Source organism: Pseudomonas fluorescens, assembly GCF_900215245.1.
Taxonomy (GTDB): Bacteria; Pseudomonadota; Gammaproteobacteria; order Pseudomonadales; family Pseudomonadaceae; genus Aquipseudomonas; species Aquipseudomonas fluorescens.
Genome location: NZ_LT907842.1, coordinates 2,271,621 through 2,293,912 on the forward strand (window position 1 = coordinate 2,271,621; position 22,292 = coordinate 2,293,912).

Below are 22,292 nucleotides of genomic sequence, written 5' to 3' on the forward strand. Positions count from 1 at the left end.
AACAAAACGTCGCTGAGTTGAGCGGCTGCACCGCACTACCGCTGTTACCCCTATAAAAGCGTAAGGAGAATCACCATGTTGAGTTGGGCAATCACATTTCTGATCATCGCCATTGTGGCTGCAGTCCTGGGCTTCGGCGGCATCGCGGGCACTGCCACGGGTATCGCAAAAATTCTGTTTGTGGTCTTCCTGGTGATGTTCATCGCTTCGTTCTTCTTTGGTCGTCGCGGCCGAGGCTGAAAATGACCACTTTGTCTCTCAAAGCGCTAGCTGCCGCCCTGCTCTTGGGCGGTAGCGGCCTGGTGATGGCCGCCAATGACGGTCAGACCCGGGCCAACGAACTGCTCAGCTCCGATCCACAGTTTCGTGAGACCTGGCAAGGCGTTGTGAAGAAAGAAGAGCGGCTGCCGGAATGGGTGATGAACCTCTCCGGTACGGCCGAACAAATGAATGCCGTGGAAGAAGATGGCGACAAGTACCTGGTCGGGCCGCTCTGCGAGACAGCAGACACGTGCCTGAACAAGCGTCTGGTCGTTGCCTTCAGCTACAACAAGAAACATGCCTACGCCATGTTGGTACAGGTCCCGGCAGGTCTGCCGGCAGACAAGTCACCGACGCGGCACGCTGACTACCGTTTCCTCGGTAAGCCGGACGAAGGCATGCAGAAGCTGCTGATGGAGCAGCTCAAGAAAGATCCGAATTGGTACTAGGTTCCGTCTGACGCATCTGCCGTCTACGGAGCCGGCGTCCATGGAAAGAGGCCACTTTGCTTCCTTCCACTTGCACCGCTCGCCAAAGGCGGTGCTTGACCAGGGGGCCGGGTTGCTCTGATCAATCGAGATCGGCGTGACCTACGGGTACAGGGAGTGCCTGCGCAAGGGCCGGGTCAGGTGAAAAGCTGCGACGCAAGTTCACAAGTCCTCAAGCTTGCTGAACTTGCGGCGGGCTTATGACTCTCATTGCCCATCTTGTATGTCGTCTATAGCCGTTATTTTCTTTTGTGCTTCCGCTCAACCATTACTTGGTGTGTCGGAGCGACCTTCTATCTAGAAAATTTTCCGCACGCTATAGGACTTCTCCGACGCCAAGCTCATCAAATCCCAGGCATTTCTGCCAGTGACCTGAGGTCGTCCAACATCTCTGAGCGAGCCTGTATTGGCCGGTTAACGGCATATTCACCTGCTGAATTGGCGTATTTGAACTGACCGTTCGGACAGTTATTTTCATAAAAAGCCATGCCGATTCGGCATAGGGTAGGCGTTTACGGCATTAGACGTCGCTCCCTTGCATGGGAATAGTTGCGCCTTTTTTCGCCTGCCAGTAAGCCATTTCGGCCACGCTGCGGTGACCTTCTACGGAGGCAGATGCACACACTTTTTCGCTTCCGAGCGTTCCAGATGGCGCATCCGCCTTAAGTCCACTTGAAGTAAGGGTAATGACATGAAGAAGGCAAAGCTAAGCCTCGCCTGGCAGATCCTCATCGGTTTGGTATTGGGGATCGCAATCGGTGCAGTGCTCAACCATTTCAGTGCTGAAAAAGCCTGGTGGATCAGCAATGTGTTGCAGCCAGCGGGCGATATCTTTATCCGTCTGATCAAGATGATCGTGATCCCGATTGTGATTTCCTCGTTGATCGTGGGCATCGCCGGTGTGGGGGACGCGAAGAAGCTCGGCCGAATCGGTGTCAAAACCATCCTTTACTTCGAAGTGGTCACCACCATCGCCATTGTGGTCGGCCTGCTGCTTGCCAACCTGTTCCACCCGGGCGCTGGCATCGACATGAGTACCCTGGGTACCGTCGACATCTCCAAATACACCGCCACCGCCGCCGAAGTGCAGCATGAGCATGCGTTCATCGAGACGATCCTCAACCTGATCCCGTCGAACATTTTCGCGGCGGTCGCACGCGGCGATATGTTGCCGATCATCTTCTTCTCGGTGCTGTTCGGCCTGGGCTTGTCGAGCCTCAAGCCTGAGCTGCGCGAGCCGCTGGTGACCATGTTCCAGGGCGTGTCGGAGAGCATGTTCAAAGTCACCCACATGATCATGAAGTACGCCCCTATCGGTGTCTTTGCCCTGATCGCGGTGACCGTTGCCAATTTCGGCTTCGCTTCCTTGCTGCCGCTGGCCAAGCTGGTGATCCTGGTTTACGTGGCCATCCTGTTCTTCGCCTTTGCGGTACTGGGCCTGATCGCACGCCTGTTTGGCTTCTCGATCCTCAAGTTGATGCGTATCTTCAAGGACGAATTGGTACTGGCCTACTCGACCGCCAGCTCGGAAACCGTGCTGCCTCGGGTGATCGAGAAAATGGAGGCGTACGGTGCGCCAAAGGCCATCTGCAGCTTCGTGGTGCCGACCGGCTACTCGTTTAACCTCGACGGTTCGACCCTGTACCAGAGCATCGCTGCAATCTTTATCGCCCAGCTGTATGGCATCGACCTGTCGATCGGCCAGCAACTGATGCTGGTGCTGACCCTGATGGTCACCTCCAAAGGTATCGCCGGCGTGCCGGGCGTGTCCTTCGTGGTGCTGCTGGCCACATTGGGCAGCGTGGGCATCCCGCTGGAAGGCTTGGCGTTCATCGCCGGTGTCGACCGTGTGATGGACATGGCACGTACCGCACTGAACGTGATCGGCAATGCCTTGGCCGTACTGGTCATCTCCCGTTGGGAAGGCATGTACGACGACGCCAAGGGCGAGCGCTACTGGAATTCCCTGCCGCACTGGCGCAGCAAAGAAGCGCTGCCGGCCGGCGAGGCCAGCCGCGGCTGATGCGCGAGTGATGTGAAACAAACCCCGGGAAATCCGGGGTTTGTCGTTTCTGCCAGCCCCGTTATCATTCGCTCCATCTTTCGGGGGATTCAACTGATGCTCAATGGCCTGTGGCTTGGCTTCTTTGTCGTGGCAATGGTGTCAGCACTGGTGCAGTGGCTGGTTGGCGGTAATGCCGGGATTTTTGCGGCGATGGTCGAAAGTATTTTCGCCATGGCCAAATTGTCAGTGGAAGTGATGGTGCTGCTGTTCGGCACCCTGACCTTATGGCTGGGCTTTTTACGCATCGCCGAAAAGGCCGGGATCGTCGATTGGCTGGCCAAGGCGCTCGGGCCGCTGTTTCGCCGGCTGATGCCGGAAGTGCCCGCCGGCCATCCCGCTATCGGCTTGATCACCCTCAACTTCGCCGCCAACGGTCTGGGCCTGGACAACGCCGCGACGCCTATCGGCCTGAAAGCCATGAAGGCGTTGCAGGAACTCAACCCCATCCCGAACGTTGCGAGCAACGCGCAGATTCTGTTCCTGGTGCTTAACGCCTCTTCGCTGACGCTGTTGCCGGTGACGATCTTCATGTACCGCGCCCAGCAAGGTGCCGCGGACCCGACGTTGGTGTTCCTGCCGATCCTGCTGGCGACCAGTGCCTCGACCCTGGTCGGCCTGCTCTCGGTGGCCGTGATGCAACGCTTGCGCCTGTGGGACCCGGTGGTGCTGGCCTACCTGATTCCCGGTGCACTGGTGTTGGGCGGTTTTATGGCGCTGCTGGCGACCCTGTCCGCCACGGCCCTGGCCGGCCTTTCTTCGATACTCGGTAACCTCACGCTGTTTGGGTTGATCATGCTGTTCCTGGTGATCGGCGCGCTGCGCAAGGTGAAGGTTTATGAGGCATTTGTCGAAGGTGCCAAAGAGGGCTTCGACGTTGCCAAGAACCTGCTGCCGTACCTGGTGGCGATGCTGTGTGCCGTGGGTGTGTTGCGCGCCTCCGGGGCGTTGGACTTCGGCCTGGAGGGCATTCGCCATGTGGTGGCCTGGAGCGGCATGGACACGCGTTTTGTCGACGCGCTGCCGACGGCGATGGTCAAGCCGTTTTCCGGCAGTGCCGCACGCGCGCTGTTGATCGAGACCATGCAAACCAAGGGCGTAGACAGCTTCCCCGCGCTGGTGGCAGCGACCATTCAGGGCAGCACGGAAACCACCTTTTATGTGTTGGCGGTGTACTTCGGTTCGGTAGGAATACAGCGGGCGCGGCATGCGGTGGGGTGTGCGTTGCTGGCGGAGTTTGCCGGCGTCGTGGCGGCGATTGCGGTGTGCTACTGGTTCTTTGGTTAAGGCTTTAATAGCTATCGCGAGCAAGCCCGCTTCCAATTTTGAACGGTGAATACATTCAAAGTGTGGGAGCGGGCTTGCTCGCGAAGAGGCCGTCAGCGTTTCGCAACAGCATTGCCCTGCTGCACCACCCAATCCACCACCTGCTTATTCAGCTGATCCCCGGCCTGCCCAAACGCGGCGACCACCGCCGGCACCTTGGTATCGCCCGCAGCCTGCCTCACCTCAAACCGACGGCTGGCAATAATCCGCTGATCACTTGCGCGCACCAACCGTGCGTCAAGTCGAATCACCACGTCCACCTGATTGCCCCGGTATTCACTCTGGAAAGCCTGCAACTGGCCGCCCAGCTCATAGTCGGCCTGCAAGTTGGTCTCGTCGGTGCTCAGTAGCGTTACCCGCCCATCGCGCTGGAAACCGTCCATGAACCGATTGCGCAGCAGCACCGGGCTCGGGTCGCTCCAGCGTGAGTTCGCGTAGCTGCTGATCAGGTCGCCGTTGGGCACCACGGCAATGCGCGGGCTGTCGAGAAACTCGCTGCTCTGGGGCTTAGACACACGCAGTGACCAACTGACCGGCGTGCCTTGGGTGCTGGTGTGTGCTGAAGCCAGGCGGTAGACATCCGACGGGTCCGGCTTGGGCAAGATCGAGCACGCGCTGATCAGGGCCAGGGCCAGAGGGGCGATCATTTGGTAAGCACGCTTCATGGCGTGAACTCCTTGTTCTTGTCGCTGCCCAGAAGGTAACCACTGGGGTTGGCTTCGAGGCGGCGGGAGATGGCGCGCAGCGAACCCAAGGTTTCGCGCAGTTCGCGCACGGCGGGTGCCAATTCGTTGAGGCCCTGCATGCCGCTGTTCACCGAGTCCTTGTTGTTGGTCAGCAAGGTGTTGATGGTCGCGGTGCTTTGCTCCAGGGATTTCATTGCCTGTTCGGCGCTGCCGAAGGCCTGTTTGCCTTGCTCGTTGAGCAGGCCGTTGGCATTGCGCATCAGCACAGTGGTTTGCTCCAGTGCCGCAGTCGCCTGTTTGCTGACTTGCATCAGTTGCTGCATGACCACCTTGATATCGCCGCGCTGTTCGGCAATGGCGCCGGTGGTCTGCTGCAGGTTGTCCAGCGTATTGCTCAGGCGCTCGACGTTCTCCCGGGAGAACATGTGGTTGGCGTTGTGCAGCAGCAGGTTGATGCTGGTCATCAGGTCGTTGCTGTTATTGAGCAGGCGTGCGATCGGCGATGGCGACGCGATGATTTCCGGCAGGTTGCCGTCCTTGCCCTTGAGTTCAGGACTTTGCGGGGTACCGCCGCTGAGCTGGATGATCGAGGTGCCGGTAATACCGGTCAGTGCCAGTTTGGCCTGGGTGTCTTCCTTGATCGGCGTTTGCCCGGCCAGGCGGATACGTGCGAGCACACGGCGCGGGTCTTTCGGGTCCAGGCGCAGGCTGGTGACATCGCCTACCTTGATCCCGCTGTATTGCACCGAGCTGCCCTGGGACAGGCCGCTGACCGCCTCGTTGAACACCACCTCGTATTCCTGGAAGGCGCTGTCCACGCTGGACTTGGCCAGCCACAGGCCGAACAGCATGGCGCCAACCACTACGATCACGCTGAACAGACCGATCATCACATGATGGGCTCGGGTTTCCATGTCATACCTCGTTGAACGATTGAGCGGCAGTCAATGCCGCGCGGCCTCGGGGGCCGTGGAAATACTCGTGAATCCACGCGTCGTCCGTTTCCGAGACAACATCGATGGCGCCGGCCACCAGCACTTTCTTCTGCGCCAGCACGGCGACGCGGTCGGTGATGGTGTACAGCGTGTCGAGGTCGTGGGTGACCAGGAACACGCTCAGGCCCAGCGCATCACGCAGGGTCAGGATCAGTTGGTCGAACTGCGCCGCGCCAATCGGATCGAGGCCGGCGGTGGGTTCATCGAGGAACAGGATGTCCGGGTCCAACGCCAAGGCGCGTGCCAATGCCGCGCGCTTGATCATGCCGCCGGAGAGTGACGCCGGGTACTTGTCGGCAGCCGAAAGAGGCAGCCCGGCCAACGCCAGTTTGACCGCGGCCAGGTGCTCGGCGTCGGCACGGCTGAGGCCCGCGTGCTCAATCAATGGCAGGGCGACGTTTTCGGTCACAGTCAGTGAAGAAAACAGCGCGCCCTTCTGAAACAGCACGCCAAAGCGCCGTTCCACCAGCGAGCGTTCATGTTCCGGCAGGCTCGGCAGGTTCTTGCCGAACACCCGCACGTCGCCTTCGCTGGGGCGGCGCAAGCCGACGATGCTGCGCAACAGCACGGACTTGCCGCTGCCGGAGCCGCCGACCACTGCGAGGATCTCGCCTTTATACAAATCCAGATCGAGGTTCTCGTGCACGCTCTGGCTGCCAAAGCGGTTGCACAGGCCGCGCACTTCGATCACCGCCTCGGAGGGCGCACGGCGTAGACGACTCACCAGCCCATCTCCATGAAGAACAGCGCGGCGACCGCATCCAGCACAATGACCACAAAGATCGATTGCACCACGCTGGAGGTGGTGTGGGCGCCGACCGACTCGGCACTGCCGCTGACTTTGAAGCCTTCGAGGCAGCCGATCGCCGCGATCAGGAAGGCGAAGAAGGGGGCTTTCACCATGCCGACCAGGAAATGCTGTACGCCGATGTCCGATTGCAACAGCGAGAGAAACATTGCCGGCGAAATATCCAGCGTGACGGCGCACACCACGCCGCCGCCGATAATCCCCGAGAGCATTGCCAGGAAGGTCAGCATCGGCAGCGACACCAGCAGCGCCATTACGCGCGGCAGAACCAGCAACTCCATCGGGTCCAGGCCCAGGGTACGGATGGCGTCGATTTCTTCGTTGGCTTTCATTGAGCCGATTTGCGCTGTAAAGGCGCTGGCGGTGCGCCCGGCGATCAGGATGGCGGTGAGCAATACACCAAATTCACGCAGGAAAGAGAACGCCACCAAGTCCACGGTGAAAATGGTCGCGCCGAAACTCTTGAGCACCGTGGCGCCGAGAAACGCGACGACCGCGCCAACCAGAAACGTCAGCAGTGCCACGATGGGCGCGGCGTCGAGGCCGGTTTGTTCGATATGCGCGACCATGGGCGTGATACGCCAGCGCTTGGGGCGGAAAATGCTGCGGGCGAAGGTTTCGAGGATCACCCCGATAAAGCCCAGCAGCTGATTACTGTCCTGCCAGACGGTGTCCACCGCACGGCCGATGCGTGTCAGCACCTGGATGCCGGCGGTTTCCTCGGGGGCCTTGTCCGGCACACAAAAGTCATTCAGGGAGCGGTAGACGGTCTTGAGCAACGCGCGGTCGGGGGCGGACAGGCTGCAGTCGGTTTGCTCGGCAGATTGCTCGATGCGGTCGGGGCCCAGCAACTCGACCAACAGCGACGCGCCGGCAGTGTCCAGGGCGCCGAGGCCATTGAGGTCAATGCGGGCACCGGCGTCGTATTGGCCATCGAGTTTGTCCGACAGCTTCTTCAGGTTTGCATAGTGGGCAAGCGTCCAGTCCCCTGTAATCCTGAGTAACGGGGGAACGGTAGACGAATCGAGGTGGGCTGCGCCGGCCGTCGTACGAGTGGTCATAAGCTCCGAGCTTGTTTGGCTATCCACAATCCCTACGTAATAGCACGATCCGGCCTACTTTGGCGTGTCCGTTTGTGCTGTGTCAGTGACTTTGAAGCGCAGTACGCCGATGACCTGCCCGTCTTCCGTCAGCACCCGCACCTGCCAGCGCCCAACCGCATCGGCCGGGAAATTCTGTTTGTGGGTCCAGGCGCGGTAGCCTTCCTTGCGCCCACCGTGGATATCCAGGGCGATGCGGTCGACCTCTTGGCCGTTGAATTTCCACACATGGTAAATCCGCTCATCCAGCCCGCGCGGGGCGTTGATCGCGGTATAGGCGTACAGCCCGCCACTGCGCAGTTGGGCGGCGCTGACTTCCTTGAGGTCGTCGCCTGGCGTGCGGTCTTGCAACTGGGTGCTGATCGCGACTTCGGTCATCCACAACGTGGCCGGCGGTACCCAGCTGCGCAGGAACCAACCGGCGCAACCAATGGCGGCGGTGACTCCCAGCAGCATCGCCCAGCCTTTGATACTGCGCAGCGGCAGGCTTGTGGCCAGGCTCGGGATCGACAATGCCATGGCGACGCCCAGCGCGAGCTTGTAACTTTCGGCGGTGGTCAGGTGCAGGATAATCGGCAGCGCGGTGAGCAGCGCTGCGAACAGGGTCAGGGTGTGCAGCGCCAGGAACAATGAGCGCTTGGGAGCCAGCCATTTGTAGTACAGCGGGTCGGTAATCGACACAAGCGCCGCCGCACCGAGCAGGCCAGTGAAAATCGATTGGCCACTGTTCCAGGTGGTTGTGATGAAAAAGAACGGTAATACAAAAAACAGACTTTCCTGGTGGATCATCTGGGTGGCATAGCGCAGCAGCGGTTCCGGGATTTCCCGCTTGAAGACTTTGGCGAACAGCTGGGTAAAGCTGTTTTCCAGCATCAGCCACAGCCAGCTCACCAGCATAATCACGGCGATCCAGCTGGCCATGCCTTGCTGGCGATCCACCAGAATGAAGCTGGACACACCCGAGATAAAACCGCCGAGTGCGATCACCCCTGGGTAGCGCTTGATCAGTACGAGGATGCGCTGGATGAGGGGCGGCAGGTTTGGCATGGGCAGTTCACAGTGTATGTAGGAAAAAACCCCGACAGAATAACGTCTTAGTCCTGGGCTCGGTGCTTCATTACGCGATCCGTTTGCGATAAAGACGAACGCCGATCAACCCGCTGGCAATCAGCCCAAGCGCACCGACGCCGATCCAGGCCAGGGTGTCATAGCTGAGCAGCGGTTTTTCCACGCGCCAATAGCCCGGTTGGTCGAACACCTGGCGCATGGCCTGGTTGGTCTGTGCCAGGGTCACGGCCTTGATCCGCTTCGCCGGGTCACTGAAATGGCCGTCGTTGTAGTCGCCGGAGGCACTCCAGTAATAGTCGGCCAGGGCGCTGTTGCCTTGCACTGCCCAGGCTTGGCGGGCGATGGCAGCTTGCTGCAGGCGGGCGAATGTCGCCGGGTCGAGGCCGTCTTTAAGCAGGTGCGCCTTGAGGTTTTGCAGCACCTGTTCGGCTTCAGGCAGCTTGTCTCGCTCAAGGTCGGCATTCAGGCTCAGGAAACCAACGCCGCCGAGCACTTCACGCTCGCTCCATGGGCCGTAGGACAAACCGTGCTTGAGGCGCAGTTGACGGTAGAGCGCCCAGTCCAGGTAGTCCTTGAGCAAGTCGTAGGTTTCATCATGTTGGTCGTCGAGTACCGGTTCCGGGAACAGCCAGTGCAGCTTGGCGCTGTCACCGACCCAGCCGTGGACGAGATCACGGTAGCTGGCGGCGGCATGTTGGATTTCCGGTAGCGGCAAATGCTCGCTCGGCTCGACCGGGTCGAGTTGGCCATAGGTGCGCTCCAGGTAGGCCGGCAGCAGTTTGTCGAGGTCGCCGACGATAATCAGGGTCATGTTGTTGGGCGCGTACCAATGCTTGCGCAGGGACTCCAATTGATCGCGGGTCAGGTGGTCGACTTGCGCACGTTCGGCGCATTTGAGCCCCAGTTCGACGGCCAGTTGGTTGCTGGCGGTGTGGCCAAGGTCCTGGCGGTCGAGCAGGCGTTGCAGGTGTGAGTAGTGGCCGCCATCTTCGCGTTCGACCACCTGCTTGGCTGCGTTGATGTTGGCATCGGTCAGTTCAGTGCGGGTGACGATTGCCAGCAGCAAGTCGAGTACCTTGCGTTGGTTCTGCGCGGGCGCTTCGATCACAAAGGTCGTGTCGGCGTTGCTGGTGTAGGCGTTCCACTCACCGCCGAGGGCTTGCATGCGGTCTTCCAGGTCGCCTTCACCGCCGCCGTCGATGCCGCTGAACAACAGGTGTTCGAGCAGGTGCGGCAACTCCTTTTCTTCACAACGGAAGTCATCCAGGCCTACGCCTACGACCAGGCGGATAGCCACGTGCCCGCGCTCGGTGCCCGGTTTGAGCAGTAATTGCAGGCCGTTGGGCAGGGTGTAACCCTCGACTTGCAGACGATCAAAGGCAAAGGCGTGTGCAGAGCCCCACAGCAGGCAGGCGAATAACAGGCGACGCATAACAAGCTTCCTGGCGAATGACTGTGGGAGCGGGCTTGCTCGTGAAGGCGGTGGTTCAGTCGGCTGAATCGTAGACTGACACACGGCTTTTTTCGCGAGTAAGCCCGCTCCCACATTGCCGGTTTGGTTTTAAGTCCATTTTTTACTGACTGTGCAGTCGCCCGTACGTTCAGGGCGAATGGGTGATGTCAGCAATATCTTCAGCGGAGAGTGCGCCGGTATCGGAGGTTTCGAGCACCACATAGGCGCTGCTGCAGAACAGTGAGTTGAGACGTTTCATGTCGGCAATCAGCTCCAGATGCAAGGAGCTGGTCTCCAGGCTCTGTACGATTTTGCGTTGCAGACGGCTGACGTGAGCATGCGCCAGGCGGCGTTCCTGGGCGCGAAAGCGGCGCTTCTCGCGCAGCAATTGGCGGGCGCTTTCGGGGTCGGCGCTGAGGAACACCGACAGGCCCAGGCGCAGGTTGGCAATCAACTGTGTATGCAGGCCGGCCAGTTCTTCCAGGCCCACTTCAGAAAACTGGCGACGCTGTGACGTTTTCTGCTGCTGGACCTTGCGCAGCATGCGCTCGATCAGGTCGCCAGCCAGTTTCAGGTTGATTGATAGCTCGATGATCTCGGCCCAACGGCGGCTGTCTTGTTCACTGAGGTCTTCGCGGGGCATTTGCGCGAGGTAGAGCTTGATCGCGCTGTAGAGTGCCTCGACGTCATCGCTGAGGCTGCGCATTTCCTGGGTAATAGCCGTTTGCTTGCCGCGCAGCACTTCGAGCATGGCGGTGAGCATGTTGTCGATCAGGTCGCCCAAACGCAGGGTTTCGCGGGCGGCGTTGGCCAACGCAAGGCTTGGCGTGGCAAGTGAGGCCAAGTCCAGGTGGCGCGGCTTGGCTTTGCCGTTGACCTCTGCTTGTTCCGGCAGTAACCAGGCGCACAGGCGTGCCATCGGGCTGATGCTCGGCAGCAGGATCAGGCAGCGGATGGTGTTGTAGAGCAGATGGAAGGTGATGACCATGCCTTGGGCGCTGTAGTCCAGACCGTCCATCCAGCGCACGAGCGGGTCGAGTACGGGGATGATCAGCAGCAGGCCGATCAGTTTGTACAGCAGGCTGCCCAGCGCGACCTGGCGACCGGCGGCGTTTTGCATGCTGGTGCTGAGGAAGGCCAGCACGCCACTGCCGATGTTGGCGCCGATCACCAGGCCGATGGCCACGTGCAGGCCGATCACTCCGGCGCCGGCCAACGTTGCCGTCAGCAATACGGCGGCCAGGCTGGAGTAGGAAATCATTGCGAACAACGCGCCGACCAAGGCGTCCAGCAAGATGTCGCCAGTCAGCGAGGCGAAGATGACTTTGACGCCTTGGGCATGGGTAATCGGCCCGGCGGCTTCGACGATCAGTTGCAGGGCGAGAATGATCAGGCCCAGGCCGATCCCGACCCGTCCCATCTGGCCCGCTCGCGTCTGTTTGCGCGACAGGAAGAAAATCACCCCCAGAAAGATCAGCAGCGGTGACAGCCAGGACAAGTCGAAGGTCAGCACCCGCGCCATCAATGCCGTACCGACGTCGGCGCCAAGCATGGTCGCAAGCGCGGGCGTGAGGCCCATCAGGCCCTGGCCGACAAACGAGGTCACCAGCATTGCCGTGGCGTTGCTGCTCTGCACCATGGCCGTCACCAGAATACCGGCGACGAAAGCCAGCCAGCGCTTGGACATGTTCTGCCCGATGACTTGGCGCAAGTTGGAACCGTAAACCCGCAAGATGCCGGTACGGACAATGTGCGTGCCCCAGATAAGCAGGGTCACGGCGGAAAGCAGATTGAGCAAGGTCAGCATGCTCGGCCCCCCGTGTAGGTGCGCCCAATTGGGGCGAAGGAAAGTTGCCGCGTGCCGTTCTACGTCTTGTACTTAAGCTGTAGTTGGCGGATGCGCTCTGCGCCAGCATCGCATAGCTAAAGAAGGTATTGAAACAAAACTGTCATGAAATCAGCTTTTTGCGGATGAAAAAAAGGGGCTTATAGAAGCCCCTTTTTGTCTGGCTCGGGTTTATTGACCCGGAATGTCCTTGCGCAGTTTCACCGGGTCCTGTTGTTTCTTCTTCTTCGCAATCGAGGTGCGCATCTTGATGTTGACCGCTTCCACCGCCAGCGAGAACGCCATGGCGAAGTAGACGTAGCCTTTTGGCACGTGTACGCCGAAGGATTCGGCGATGAGCACGGTACCCACTACGAGCAGGAACGACAGCGCGAGCATTTTCAGCGACGGGTGCTTGTCGATGAATTCGCTGATGGTGCCGGCAGCCAGCATCATCACCAGTACGGCGACGATGATCGCGGCGACCATGACGGGTACATGGGAAACCATGCCCACCGCGGTGATGACCGAGTCCAGGGAAAACACGATGTCGATGATCGCGATCTGGATGATGGTGTAGATGAACTTGCCACCGGCGCCCTTCGGCTCATCGTGGGTTTCGTCTTCACCTTCCAGTGCGTGATACATCTCCTGGGAGCTTTTCCACAGCAGGAACAGGCCGCCGAAGAACAGAATCAGGTCGCGCCCGGAAATGCCTTGGCCGAAGACCACGAACAGGTCGGCGGTCAATTGCATGACCCACGTAATCGACAGCAGCAACAGGATTCGCGTCACCATGGCCAGGGCCAGGCCGAAGATCCGGGTGCGCGCCTGCATATGCTTGGGCATGCGGCTGACCAGGATCGAAATCATGATGATGTTATCGATGCCCAGGACGATCTCGAGGGCCGTCAGGGTGAAGAAGGCAATCCAGATTTCCGGATTGGTCAGCCATTCCATGTGTATTCCTTTGAGCTAGTGTGAAACCGCGCAAGCTGCAGCGCCGCGCGGTTAGGTCGGTAAGATTATAGAGTGCTGAATAGCGGAAAAATCCCCATCAGCAGAGCCGCGAACATTATGCACAGGCACACCAGTACTGCCCACTTGAGGGTAAAGCGTTGGTGGTCGCCGAATTCGATGCCGGCCAGGGCCACCAACAGGTAGGTCGAAGGTACCAGCGGGCTGAGCAAGTGCACGGGTTGGCCAACGATCGAGGCGCGGGCCATTTCAACGGCGGTGATGCCGTAATGGCTGGCCGCTTCGGCGAGTACTGGCAGTACGCCGTAGTAGAACGCGTCGTTGGACATGAAGAACGTAAACGGCATGCTTACCAGCGCGGTGATCACTGCGAGGTACGGGCCCAGCGCTTCCGGGATAACCGCCAGCAAGCTCTTGGACATGGCATCAACCATGCCGGTACCGGACAGAATGCCGGTGAAGATGCCCGCGGCGAAGATGAGCCCGACGACTGCCAGCACGCTGCCGGCGTGGGCGGCGACGCGGTCTTTCTGCTGTTGCAGGCACGGGTAGTTGACGATCATCGCGATACTGAACGCCACCATGAACAGCACTGGCAGCGGCAACAGGCCGGCGATCAGGGTGCACATCAGGGCGAAGGTCAGGGCGCCGTTGAACCAGATCAGCTTTGGACGGCGGGCGTCCGGGAATTGCGACACGCTGATCTCGCTGTGGTCGATTTCATCGCCTTGCAGGTGCAGCTCACCCAGGCGGGCACGTTCGCGCTTGCCGTACATGTAGGCAATCACCAGGATCGCCACTACACCGGCGGCCATGGCCGGGATCATCGGAACGAAAATATCTGACGGGTCCACATGCAGTGCACTGGCGGCACGGGCAGTCGGGCCACCCCAAGGCGTCATGTTCATCACGCCGCCGGCGAGGATGATCAGGCCGGCCATGATGCGTGGGCTCATACCGATACGCTGGTACAGCGGCAGCATGGCAGCCACGCAGATCATGTAGGTGGTGGCACCGTCACCGTCAAGGGAGACGACCAAGGCCAGCACCGCGGTGCCGACCGACACTTTCAGCGGGTCGCCCTTGACCATCTTGAGGATCTTGCGCACGGCCGGGTCGAACAGGCCGGAGTCGATCATCAGCGCAAAGTAGAGGATGGCGAACATCAGCATCACGCCGGTCGGCGCAAGCTTGGTGATACCCGCCAGCATCATCGGGCCGATTTCCGGTGCAAAGCCACCAAACAGGGCGAACAGGATCGGCACAATGATCAAAGCAATCAGCGCAGAGAGGCGCTTGGTCATGATCAGGAACATGAACGTGATGACCATGGCAAAGCCAAGGAAAGTCAGCATAGGAATACTCCAGGCGTAGCGCGGCTAGGGAATGGCGAACCGGTTGGGGGTTAGCGCAGTACGAAAGGCACGTAGCGTACGGTGGGAGTTGGAGCGAACAGGCGGGTACGAACAGACATCAGGAATCACCATTGTTGTTGTTAACAGCCGGTCTGTTGCCGGCAGTGGGGCGATCCTAGACGGGGAAGCTTTCAGCCAGCTTTCGCTGAGCACTCAGACGATCAGAGGTTTGTAGGACTTTTCTTTAAGGTGGGTTAAGGCAGTTCCAAACCACCTGCAGCTTTGTGCAGGGCGCGCAGATGTTCACCTACCTGTTTGAGGTTGGCCTCGCAGGCGGCGATCTCGGCAGCGCGGGACGGCTCCAGCAGCATCCGCACCTCTTTATCCAGGTCGCCGGTCAAGGATTGCAGTTGCTTCTGGCGTTCGGCGCTTTCCGATTCCAGACGTTTGGCTTCCGAAGGTTGTGGCAGGCCGTAGCCGCTGGTGCCCAGCAGTTCTGCGGGGCGACTGAGGAAGCCGCTGTTGGCGAGGATCTGTTGCAACGTATTGTTGGCTTTTTCCATGCCGCCGTTTTTCAGTTCGCGTGCACCGAGGTAGCGTTGTTTGACTTCGTCCTGGGCCAGCATCAGTTGCCTGCGATAGCTTGCCTGCTCCAGCAACAACAGTGCAGCGCTGGTGCGCAGGTCGGCCTTGCTGAACCACTGACGGCGTTCGTCGGCGCTGAGAGCCAGCCAGTCTTCCACCTGGGTCTGTTTGATCGGCAGATGTTTACGCAGCACGTCAAACATTGCCTGGTAGCGCTCGCGGAACGAGTCGAAGTGATAACCCAGGCGCAACGCCTCGCGTTTGTCATTGAGCACACGGGTGTCGGCCAGGCCACGGGCGCTGAGCACTTCCAGCAGACCATTGGGGGTGATGTTGTCCAGGCCGGTCAATTGCGGGTTGGCGCTGCCACTGCGTAACAGTTTCAGGCTTTCCACTGCGCAGTTATTGGAAATGAAGAAGTAGTTGCCGTCATAGCTCCAGTGCATTTCGGCGGCGTGCTCGACGGTGTCGTTGATTTCCTGACGTGTGAGCTTGAGCGGTACGGACGCCAGGCCACGCAACTCGGTCTTGGTGTATTCGTCGATCACTTGGGCCAGCGGTAGCACGAACAGCCGTGAAGGGTACTTGCCCACCAGGCCATCCCAGCTCGACAGCTGTACGTCACCGACAAATGCGCGGTAGGACAGCACCAGGTGCTGGTCCAGGTCCAGCCGGCAATCCGGGCCACGTGGGCGACCAGGCGCACAGATCACCAGGCGCAACATACTGTGGCCCCAGCGGCTGACCAGGTTTTGGTTGGCTTCGGCCAGCAGGTAATCGATTTCATACACCCGCTCCGGATCGATCTGACCCAGTGGCGTCTTGGCGAAATCGTTACCCGCGTTCAGGAACGCGTAGGTGGTGGCGCAGGTGTCTTGCTTTGGCGGCGCCCAGCCGAAGTGTTCCTTGTAATAGCGAAACAGCGCGGGGCGACGGCAGGCGTAGCTTGGGTCGAGGAGAAAGTACTCCATGTTGACGGCCACGAACTCCAGCGGGCTGGTGGTTTCGTAGATGTCCGGGCTGCGGGCAACCTGATGGTTGTGCTGCTCCCGTTCGCCGCGACGCCCCACGTATTGCGGCCAGCCGGCAAGGTCCAGCAGGCGCGGGTCGTCACTTAAGGTAAAGCGGCGGTCATTCTGGCCTCGGCATTGATCGGGAAGGCCGATCAGGCCGGTGATGTTGTTCTGGCGGCTGCAGCGTTGGATCAGCCGGCGCTCGTCTTTGGTCCACAGGCGCGCACGGTCATAAATGTGGGTCAGTTCATGCAGGACGGTGGCGAGCATTTCGCGGCGTACGGTGCCGTGGGGGCGGTGGGTCTTCTGCGTGGCCGCGCTGCCGTCGGTCAGGCTGGCAAGCAGGTTTTGGTTAAGGTCCAGTTCGGACACCAGAGAGGCTTGGCCGTACGCGTTTTCAGGCATCTTGTCGGTCCAGCCGACATCAATCCGCCGGTCCAGCTGCTCGATAAAGCGTGGCGGCAAAGCGCGCATCGCCTCATCGAGCAATGCCTGGCTGGCCTGCTGTTCGGCCGGGCTCAAACCTTCGGTCTTGAGCCGCAGTTGCAGGCTGGCCTGGGCTGCGCTGGCACAGAGCAGCACAGTCCCGGCCAGTAGCCAGGCGACTAGCCGCCTCACAGAGCGAGGATAGCTTCGGCGAGGGTCTGGTCACTGGCGTCGCGAGCTTCCGGTACACGGGTTCGCAGGGTGTTGAAGGCGGCTTCCAACTGCGCGCCACGGATCTCGCCATTGGTGGCGACGAAGCTGGCGGCGTCATCGTGGGCTTCGCGCACGATTTTGGAGTCGCGGATGGAGGTGGTGGTGTCCGAGGTGAAATCAATGGTGCGGGCCGAGGCACGCACGACGATGTTACTGGTGGCCTTGAGGGTTTGCGCGTGGGCAACATCGGCCAACAACAGCAGGCCGAGAGCGGCGGCGATCAGCGGGCTACGCATGGGATGACTCCAAAATACAAAGATGGAAATACAAAGATGATTATTGGACGAGAATTGCTTGCGCCAGTTCAAGGTCGCTGGCATGAAGTTTTGGCTGGGTCCGGCGCAGATAATCCAGCGCGGATTCCAGGCGAGCTCCCCGCCATTGGCCGTCAGTGGCGATAAATGCGGCAGCGTCATCCTGGGCGGCCAGTATCAATTTTCTGTCAAAAGGCGCTGACGTCACCTTGCTGGTGGCATACGCACTGATGACGGTGCTCTGAGTGGACACGTCAAAGGCCGACGCCAAGGGTGACCAGCAGGCGCAAAACAAAACGGGAACGATCAACAGGCGGTATGAAAAAGCCATGGGACTCGACAACTGAAAGCGAGCGCCAAGGCTAGCGCAACGCCCGGGCGAGGGCCAGCGCTGACACATTTGCTGGTAGCTGGCGCTCTCGTGGGTCGACTTGGCGTCAGATGGCCAGGATGGCCTGTGCCAACTGCGCGTCCGTTGCGGTGTTCAACTGCGGAGCCTGCTGGCGGATCTGGGCCAGGGCGCTTTCCAGCTTCACACCACGAATGGCGCCTTCACTGGCGACAAAGCTGGCGGCGTCGTCGCGGGCCGCTTGCACGACCTTGTTGTCGCGCAGGGAAGAGGTGGCATCGGAGCTGGCATCGGACGTCGCTTTCAGTGCGCCGACGATCGAATCAGTGGTCACGATAAGGCTGCTCGCGTGGGCGTTGGCAGCTACGGCCAACAGGGCGGCAGCACTCAGCAGGCGAAGACGGGACATGGAATGACTCCTGTAGATGATCAAATAAAGCGGCGCAAAGCGGCCACTGTGAAACGGACAGTGTTGCTGTCGAGGATCAGACGCCCGTTCTACAAGGTTCGCCACGTGGTGATGGAATCTTAAGCTGCCGCTTATCCGTTCGGGAAGCTTCTTCACTGTTCAGTCACGCCAGAACGGCTTGGACAGCTCGGCGGTTCGGTCTCCCCAACTGATTCCAGCGTCGGACAGCTCGCGAGGGTCAAGTTGTGCCAGTTGGCGCCGCTCGTGGGCCTTTCGCCCCCATCTGCCTAGCGCACGGGCCATACGCACTATCAACGGCTTATAAGATGACGTGTCTGTCTTCATGGCTGGAGCCTTTCATGAGGTCTTGGGACACCATGTTGGCTGGCGCGAGTTCACCGATACAGATACACCGAAGTTAAATTGTACCGCTTAACTGTAGTTATTTTTAAACTGTACTGGTACTCATGAAGTGCATCTGTTTAACGTTAGAAAAAGTTGAACGCCAGAAACAGCAAAGCCCGCCTCCAGTTACCCGGGGCGGGCTTTGCTTTGACAAATCAGAGTGCTGGCGGTGGACCCGGTGGGTCAGGGCCAGCGGGCGCCAATTAGCGCCAGAACGGCTTGCTCAGCTCTTCGTAGCGTTGAGCTTCGCTGATACCGGCGTCAGCCAGCAGACGCGAATCCAGACGAGCCAGTTGGTGGCGGCTGGAGATGCGGCGCTGCCACAACATCAGGTTGGCGAGAACGCGCAAAGGCAGGGAAGCCTGGGTGTTTACAGCTTTTTCTTCGAAGAACAGATCGGAACTGAGTGTACGTTCCATGATGACATCCTTCCGCTTGTGGCGGGATTAGGTAGTGGTTTAACTGATGCCAATGATCCTCCTCCGACGCAAGACTCTCTAGATACAGTTCACCTGTATTGTGAGGGGCCAGTTAACTGTTTATAGCGGCTGTACGGTACATAAATGGGGCAACTGTACCTGTCCGCACTGAAACAGTGCGAAATAGGCATTTTAGGCGAGGGGCGTAGGAGAATTCAGTAGGAAATGACCGGTACAGCAGTACAGTTTTTGTAAAAAGTACTGCTGAGATTCCCGAGCGGGTGAAACGGTGATGGCATCAGGCTGGATCTGTATCAATCAAGCCTTGAGCATATGCCCGGTTTCTTCCAGGTTAATGTGCCAACTCAGTGCTTCACGCAGGATATGCGGTGTATGCCCGCCGATCGCGCAGGCGGCATTGAAGTAAGTGTTCAGCGCATCGCGGTATGCCGGGTGCACGCAGTTGTCGATGATCACCCGGGCCCGCTCACGCGGTGCCAGGCCGCGCAGGTCGGCAAGGCCGATCTCGGTCACCAATATGTCGACGTCATGTTCGGTGTGGTCCACGTGGCTGACCATCGGCACCACGCTGGAAATCGCACCGCCTTTGGCTATCGACTTGGTGACGAAGATCGCCAGGTGCGCGTTGCGTGCGAAGTCTCCGGAGCCGCCAATGCCGTTCATCATCCGTGTGCCGCAGACGTGGGTGGAGTTGACGTTGCCGTAGATGTCGAATTCCAGCGCGGTGTTGATGCCGATAATGCCCAGGCGCCGAACCACTTCGGGGTGATTGGAGATTTCCTGTGGGCGCAGTACCAACTTGTCCTTGTAGTGTTCCAGGTTGCCGAACACATCGGCGTTGCGTCGCTCCGACAAGGTGATCGAGCTGCCCGAGGCGAAGCTCAGCTTGCCCGCATCGATCAGGTCGAACGTTGAGTCCTGCAACACTTCCGAGTACATGGTCAGGTCTTCGAACGGCGATTCGATCAAGCCGCACATCACCGCGTTGGCGATATTGCCGATGCCGGCCTGCAGCGGGCCGAGCTTGTTGGTCATGCGCCCGGCGTCCACTTCCTGCTTGAGGAAGTTGATCAGATGGTTGGCGATACCTTGGGTGTCAGCGTCCGGCGGCGTCACTGTAGAGGCGGAGTCTGCCTTGTTGGTGATGACGATGGCCACAATCTTCTCGGGCGGGATCGGGATCGCGGTGCTGCCGATGCGGTCGTCGACCTTAACCAGCGGAATTGGCGTGCGTGTCGGCCGATAGGTCGGGATATAGATGTCGTGCAGCCCTTCCAGGTTCGGATTGTGCGCAAGGTTGATCTCAACAATCACCTGCTTGGCGAAAATCGCGAAGCTGGCTGAGTTGCCCACGGAGGTGGTGGGCACGATATGCCCTTGTTCGGTGATCGCGACGGCTTCGATGACGGCGATGTCCGGCAGCTTGAGCTGGTTGTTGCGCAGTTGCTCGACGGTTTCCGACAGATGTTGGTCGATAAACATCACCTCGCCTGCGTTGATCGCTTTGCGCAGGGTGCTGTCGACCTGAAAGGGCATGCGTCGGGACAGCACACCGGCTTCGGTCAGTTGCTTGTCCAGGTCATTGCCCAGGCTGGCGCCCGTCATCAGGGTGATTTTCAGCGGGGATGTCTTGGCGCGTTCGGCCAGGGCGTGGGGAACGGCCTTGGCTTCACCGGCGCGGGTGAAGCCGCTCATGCCGACGGTCATGCCGTCCTCGATCAGTGCGGCGGCGTCTGCCGCGCTCATGACCTTGTTCAACAGCGAAGGCAAGCGGATACGATCACGGTACATGAATTGTTATCTCAGGCTACGGAAGCAAGGTGGGCAGTGTAGTGATTTCAAAAAAATTCGGCCCGCTACCATGGTCGAATGCCGGGCAGCGATTTAGAGCCTTTGGTCGGGTTTCATCCGATAATAAAAAACCCCAGCCTACTGGAGGCCAGGGTTTCGGGTATTGCGCTGGCGCAGTGTTATTCGACAGCTTTGACCATGTCTTCGATGACCTTCTTGGCATCACCGAAGACCATCATGGTTTTGTCCAGGTAGAACAACTCGTTGTCCAGGCCGGCATAGCCGCTGGCCATCGAGCGTTTGTTGACGATGATGGTCTTGGCCTTGAACGCTTCCAGGATCGGCATACCGGCGATCGGTGAGTTTGGATCGTTCTTGGCGGCCGGGTTGACCACGTCGTTCGCACCCAGCACCAGCACCACGTCGGCTTGGCCGAACTCGGAGTTGATGTCTTCCATCTCGAATACCTGGTCGTAAGGCACTTCGGCCTCGGCCAGCAGTACGTTCATGTGCCCAGGCATACGGCCCGCTACCGGGTGGATCGCATACTTCACGGTGACGCCGCGATGAGTCAGCTTTTCGGTCAGCTCTTTGAGCGCATGCTGCGCGCGGGCGACCGCCAGGCCATAGCCTGGAACGATGATCACGGTGTCGGCGTTGGTCAGCAGGAAGGTGGCGTCGTCCGCGGAGCCGGATTTTACCGGGCGCGCTTCTTTCGAACCTGCCGCTGCGCCGGCATCCACCGTGTTGCCGAAACCACCGAGCAGTACATTAAAGAAGGAGCGGTTCATCGCCTTGCACATGATGTACGACAGGATCGCGCCGCTTGAGCCTACCAGCGAGCCGGCGATGATCAGCATCGAGTTGTTCAGCGAGAAACCGATGCCTGCTGCTGCCCAACCGGAGTAGCTGTTAAGCATCGAGACGACAACCGGCATGTCGGCGCCGCCGATCGGGATGATGATCAGCACGCCGAGCACGAACGCCAGGGCCAGCATCAATGCGAAGGCACTGAGGTTGCCGGTGAACATGAACGCCAGGCCGAGACCGAGCGTGGCCAGGCCAAGTACCAGGTTCAGCTTGTGCTGGCCGCCGAACTGTACCGGTGCGCCCTGGAACAGACGGAACTTGTACTTGCCCGACAGTTTGCCGAACGCGATCACCGAACCCGAGAAGGTGATGGCGCCGATGGCTGCGCCGAGGAACAACTCCAGGCGGTTACCGGCCGGAATCGAGTCGCCCAAATGTTTCACGATGCCCAGGGATTGTGGCTCGACCACGGCGGCGATGGCGATGAACACCGCTGCCAGGCCGATCATGCTGTGCATGAACGCGACCAGTTCTGGCATCTTGGTCATTTCTACGCGCTTGGCCATGATCGAACCGGCGGTGCCGCCGACCAGCAGGCCGACGATGACGTAGCCAATACCAGCGGTGGCGAGTTCAGCGCCCAGTTTATAGATGAGGCCGACGGTGGTGAGTACCGCCAGCGCCATGCCGAGCATGCCAAACAGGTTGCCGCGTCGCGATGTGGTGGGGTGTGACAGGCCTTTAAGGGCCTGGATAAAGCAGATCGACGCGATCAAGTAGAGCGTCGTGACGAGATTCATGCTCATGACGATGGCGCCTCTTCTTTTGCTTTCGGGGCTTTCTTCTTGAACATCTCAAGCATCCTGCGAGTGACCAGGAAACCGCCAAACACGTTAACCGCCGCGAGCGCCACGGCCAGGGTGCCCATGGTCTTGCCCAGTGGCGTTACGGTGAGCGCGGCGGCGAGCATGGCGCCGACGATGACAATTGCGGAGATCGCATTGGTCACCGCCATCAGCGGCGTGTGAAGCGCGGGGGTCACGTTCCATACCACGTGGTAGCCGACATAAATCGCCAGCACAAAGATGATCAGGTTGTAGATACCGGGGGAGATAAGCTCTTCCATCGTCTG

Annotated in this window: 22 protein-coding genes; 4 read left to right on the plus strand and 18 right to left on the minus strand. The window is 59.8% G+C overall.

Features of this window, described 5'->3' with window-relative positions; genetic code table 11:
* Positions 1–75 precede the first annotated feature (75 nt).
* The 4 genes from CPH89_RS10655 to CPH89_RS10670 all read left to right on the plus strand — a co-directional run bounded on the left by CPH89_RS10655 (position 76) and on the right by CPH89_RS10670 (position 4,098).
* Positions 76–240: a DUF1328 domain-containing protein gene (locus CPH89_RS10655; protein ID WP_003170804.1), complete on the plus strand. Its 165-nt coding sequence runs from the start codon at positions 76–78 to the stop codon at positions 238–240.
* 2 nt (positions 241–242) lie between these two features.
* Positions 243–710 (plus strand): inhibitor of vertebrate lysozyme family protein, encoded by a 468-nt coding sequence (locus tag CPH89_RS10660; RefSeq protein WP_053253683.1) that lies wholly within the window; start codon positions 243–245, stop codon positions 708–710.
* Positions 711–1,440: 730 nt separating this feature from the next.
* Positions 1,441–2,772 carry a glutamate/aspartate:proton symporter GltP gene (gene gltP / locus CPH89_RS10665; protein WP_053253684.1) on the plus strand — a complete coding sequence of 444 codons (1,332 nt, stop codon included), beginning with the start codon at positions 1,441–1,443 and terminating at the stop codon, positions 2,770–2,772.
* A 96-nt stretch (positions 2,773–2,868) separates the two neighbouring features.
* A complete protein-coding gene (locus CPH89_RS10670; RefSeq protein ID WP_053253685.1) occupies positions 2,869–4,098 on the plus strand; it encodes a nucleoside recognition domain-containing protein in 1,230 nt (409 codons plus the stop codon).
* A 92-nt stretch (positions 4,099–4,190) separates the two neighbouring features.
* On the opposite strand, the gene CPH89_RS10675 is transcribed toward CPH89_RS10670, so the two are convergent.
* The 18 genes from CPH89_RS10675 to CPH89_RS10760 all read right to left on the minus strand — a co-directional run bounded on the left by CPH89_RS10675 (position 4,191) and on the right by CPH89_RS10760 (position 22,286).
* Positions 4,191–4,802, minus strand: coding sequence for an ABC-type transport auxiliary lipoprotein family protein (locus CPH89_RS10675; RefSeq protein WP_053253686.1), 612 nt, complete (start codon positions 4,800–4,802; stop codon positions 4,191–4,193).
* Positions 4,799–5,737 carry an MlaD family protein gene (locus CPH89_RS10680; RefSeq protein ID WP_053253687.1) on the minus strand — a complete coding sequence of 313 codons (939 nt, stop codon included), beginning with the start codon at positions 5,735–5,737 and terminating at the stop codon, positions 4,799–4,801. Before CPH89_RS10680 ends, CPH89_RS10675 begins: the two co-directional genes overlap by 4 nt.
* A 1-nt stretch (position 5,738) precedes the next feature.
* Positions 5,739–6,542: an ABC transporter ATP-binding protein gene (locus CPH89_RS10685; protein WP_053253688.1), complete on the minus strand. Its 804-nt coding sequence runs from the start codon at positions 6,540–6,542 to the stop codon at positions 5,739–5,741.
* The gene (locus tag CPH89_RS10690) at positions 6,539–7,687 is read right to left on the minus strand and encodes an ABC transporter permease (RefSeq protein WP_053253689.1); all 1,149 of its coding nucleotides are present in this window, start codon (positions 7,685–7,687) and stop codon (positions 6,539–6,541) included. The genes CPH89_RS10685 and CPH89_RS10690 overlap by 4 nt, the downstream gene beginning before the upstream one ends.
* Before the next feature lie 54 nt (positions 7,688–7,741).
* Positions 7,742–8,773, minus strand: a complete 1,032-nt coding sequence (locus CPH89_RS10695; protein WP_053253690.1) for a DUF5924 family protein — start codon at positions 8,771–8,773, stop codon at positions 7,742–7,744.
* A 70-nt stretch (positions 8,774–8,843) separates the two neighbouring features.
* Positions 8,844–10,226 (minus strand): M16 family metallopeptidase, encoded by a 1,383-nt coding sequence (locus CPH89_RS10700; protein WP_053253691.1) that lies wholly within the window; start codon positions 10,224–10,226, stop codon positions 8,844–8,846.
* Positions 10,227–10,395: 169 nt separating this feature from the next.
* The gene (locus tag CPH89_RS10705) at positions 10,396–12,054 is read right to left on the minus strand and encodes a Na/Pi cotransporter family protein (RefSeq protein ID WP_053253692.1); all 1,659 of its coding nucleotides are present in this window, start codon (positions 12,052–12,054) and stop codon (positions 10,396–10,398) included.
* Between the two features lie 210 nt (positions 12,055–12,264).
* The gene (locus CPH89_RS10710; protein WP_053253693.1) at positions 12,265–13,032 is read right to left on the minus strand and encodes a TerC family protein; all 768 of its coding nucleotides are present in this window, start codon (positions 13,030–13,032) and stop codon (positions 12,265–12,267) included.
* A gap of 65 nt (positions 13,033–13,097) precedes the next feature.
* Positions 13,098–14,405 carry a CitMHS family transporter gene (locus tag CPH89_RS10715; protein WP_053253694.1) on the minus strand — a complete coding sequence of 436 codons (1,308 nt, stop codon included), beginning with the start codon at positions 14,403–14,405 and terminating at the stop codon, positions 13,098–13,100.
* A gap of 254 nt (positions 14,406–14,659) precedes the next feature.
* The gene (locus tag CPH89_RS10720; RefSeq protein ID WP_053253695.1) at positions 14,660–16,621 is read right to left on the minus strand and encodes a DUF7844 domain-containing protein; all 1,962 of its coding nucleotides are present in this window, start codon (positions 16,619–16,621) and stop codon (positions 14,660–14,662) included.
* Positions 16,618–16,938, minus strand: a complete 321-nt coding sequence (locus tag CPH89_RS10725) for a DUF2388 domain-containing protein (RefSeq protein ID WP_053253696.1) — start codon at positions 16,936–16,938, stop codon at positions 16,618–16,620. Before CPH89_RS10725 ends, CPH89_RS10720 begins: the two co-directional genes overlap by 4 nt.
* A 40-nt stretch (positions 16,939–16,978) precedes the next feature.
* On the minus strand, positions 16,979–17,287 hold the full coding sequence (locus CPH89_RS10730) for a DUF2388 domain-containing protein (RefSeq protein WP_053253697.1): 309 nt from the start codon (positions 17,285–17,287) through the stop codon (positions 16,979–16,981).
* A gap of 106 nt (positions 17,288–17,393) precedes the next feature.
* Positions 17,394–17,714, minus strand: coding sequence for a DUF2388 domain-containing protein (locus CPH89_RS10735; protein ID WP_053253698.1), 321 nt, complete (start codon positions 17,712–17,714; stop codon positions 17,394–17,396).
* 159 nt (positions 17,715–17,873) lie between these two features.
* Positions 17,874–18,017 carry a DUF1127 domain-containing protein gene (locus tag CPH89_RS10740; RefSeq protein ID WP_232005436.1) on the minus strand — a complete coding sequence of 48 codons (144 nt, stop codon included), beginning with the start codon at positions 18,015–18,017 and terminating at the stop codon, positions 17,874–17,876.
* Positions 18,018–18,322: 305 nt separating this feature from the next.
* Positions 18,323–18,538, minus strand: coding sequence for a DUF1127 domain-containing protein (locus tag CPH89_RS10745; protein WP_003214752.1), 216 nt, complete (start codon positions 18,536–18,538; stop codon positions 18,323–18,325).
* Positions 18,539–18,856: 318 nt separating this feature from the next.
* Positions 18,857–20,350, minus strand: a complete 1,494-nt coding sequence (locus tag CPH89_RS10750; protein WP_053253699.1) for a succinyl-CoA:acetate CoA-transferase ScpC — start codon at positions 20,348–20,350, stop codon at positions 18,857–18,859.
* Positions 20,351–20,529: 179 nt separating this feature from the next.
* Positions 20,530–21,966 carry an NAD(P)(+) transhydrogenase (Re/Si-specific) subunit beta gene (locus CPH89_RS10755; protein WP_053253700.1) on the minus strand — a complete coding sequence of 479 codons (1,437 nt, stop codon included), beginning with the start codon at positions 21,964–21,966 and terminating at the stop codon, positions 20,530–20,532.
* Entirely contained in the window at positions 21,963–22,286 is a 324-nt protein-coding gene (locus tag CPH89_RS10760; protein ID WP_008439664.1) for an NAD(P) transhydrogenase subunit alpha part 2, read from the minus strand. The genes CPH89_RS10755 and CPH89_RS10760 overlap by 4 nt, the downstream gene beginning before the upstream one ends.
* Positions 22,287–22,292 lie beyond the last annotated feature (6 nt).

Coding starts and splice junctions, on each gene's coding strand:
- CPH89_RS10690 (WP_053253689.1), bottom strand. CDS start 7,687: ATGACCACTCGTACGACGGCCGGCGCAGCCCACCTCGATTCGTCTACC.
- CPH89_RS10735 (WP_053253698.1), bottom strand. CDS start 17,714: ATGTCCCGTCTTCGCCTGCTGAGTGCTGCCGCCCTGTTGGCCGTAGCT.
- CPH89_RS10655 (WP_003170804.1), top strand. CDS start 76: ATGTTGAGTTGGGCAATCACATTTCTGATCATCGCCATTGTGGCTGCA.
- CPH89_RS10695 (WP_053253690.1), bottom strand. CDS start 8,773: ATGCCAAACCTGCCGCCCCTCATCCAGCGCATCCTCGTACTGATCAAG.
- CPH89_RS10710 (WP_053253693.1), bottom strand. CDS start 13,032: ATGGAATGGCTGACCAATCCGGAAATCTGGATTGCCTTCTTCACCCTG.
- CPH89_RS10725 (WP_053253696.1), bottom strand. CDS start 16,938: ATGCGTAGCCCGCTGATCGCCGCCGCTCTCGGCCTGCTGTTGTTGGCC.
- CPH89_RS10760 (WP_008439664.1), bottom strand. CDS start 22,286: ATGGAAGAGCTTATCTCCCCCGGTATCTACAACCTGATCATCTTTGTG.
- CPH89_RS10660 (WP_053253683.1), top strand. CDS start 243: ATGACCACTTTGTCTCTCAAAGCGCTAGCTGCCGCCCTGCTCTTGGGC.
- CPH89_RS10740 (WP_232005436.1), bottom strand. CDS start 18,017: ATGGCCCGTGCGCTAGGCAGATGGGGGCGAAAGGCCCACGAGCGGCGC.
- CPH89_RS10705 (WP_053253692.1), bottom strand. CDS start 12,054: ATGCTGACCTTGCTCAATCTGCTTTCCGCCGTGACCCTGCTTATCTGG.
- CPH89_RS10715 (WP_053253694.1), bottom strand. CDS start 14,405: ATGCTGACTTTCCTTGGCTTTGCCATGGTCATCACGTTCATGTTCCTG.
- CPH89_RS10680 (WP_053253687.1), bottom strand. CDS start 5,737: ATGGAAACCCGAGCCCATCATGTGATGATCGGTCTGTTCAGCGTGATC.
- CPH89_RS10745 (WP_003214752.1), bottom strand. CDS start 18,538: ATGGAACGTACACTCAGTTCCGATCTGTTCTTCGAAGAAAAAGCTGTA.
- gltP (WP_053253684.1), top strand. CDS start 1,441: ATGAAGAAGGCAAAGCTAAGCCTCGCCTGGCAGATCCTCATCGGTTTG.
- CPH89_RS10730 (WP_053253697.1), bottom strand. CDS start 17,287: ATGGCTTTTTCATACCGCCTGTTGATCGTTCCCGTTTTGTTTTGCGCC.
- CPH89_RS10750 (WP_053253699.1), bottom strand. CDS start 20,350: ATGTACCGTGATCGTATCCGCTTGCCTTCGCTGTTGAACAAGGTCATG.
- CPH89_RS10755 (WP_053253700.1), bottom strand. CDS start 21,966: ATGAGCATGAATCTCGTCACGACGCTCTACTTGATCGCGTCGATCTGC.
- CPH89_RS10700 (WP_053253691.1), bottom strand. CDS start 10,226: ATGCGTCGCCTGTTATTCGCCTGCCTGCTGTGGGGCTCTGCACACGCC.
- CPH89_RS10670 (WP_053253685.1), top strand. CDS start 2,869: ATGCTCAATGGCCTGTGGCTTGGCTTCTTTGTCGTGGCAATGGTGTCA.
- CPH89_RS10675 (WP_053253686.1), bottom strand. CDS start 4,802: ATGAAGCGTGCTTACCAAATGATCGCCCCTCTGGCCCTGGCCCTGATC.